Annotated in this window: 1 pseudogene; it reads left to right on the top strand. The window is 60.1% G+C overall.

Annotated elements, in window-relative coordinates:
* Nucleotides 1–227 (top strand): annotated as a pseudogene (locus ACU8YC_RS28570) (fimbrial protein); the annotation flags it as partial.
* Nucleotides 228–366 lie beyond the last annotated feature (139 nt).

Here is a 366-nt window from a genome sequence, read left to right as displayed (position 1 = left end):
TCACCGCCGGCGCGGGCGACCGGGTCCGTATCCACGTCTCTGCCCTGGATAACCAGGCGAGCCACAAAGATACCATTACGGATGCCCCGGATCGCCGTGTGGTGACGTATCCGGTGACGTTTGCGGCGCTGGGGCAGCTGCGCTTTGCCGCCGTCCCTGCCGGACTCGATAAAGCGGAGGCCGGCGAGTACACCGGTCAGCTGGCCTTCGTTATCACTTATGAATAAGCCGTTCACTTAACAGGTCTGTACCGGTCTTTCTGAAAGATCACACTGGAGCTCAATATGGCAAAACCCTGCCAGGGAGGCGTGCGCCCCGTGAAAACGAAAAATCTGCACCGGACACTGCTGGCGCTCTCCGTCAGTC

This window comes from Citrobacter sp. VF227 (genome assembly GCF_052950715.1).
Note: the sequence above shows the minus strand (reverse complement) of the source record. Positions and strands in the feature narration are given on the sequence as shown.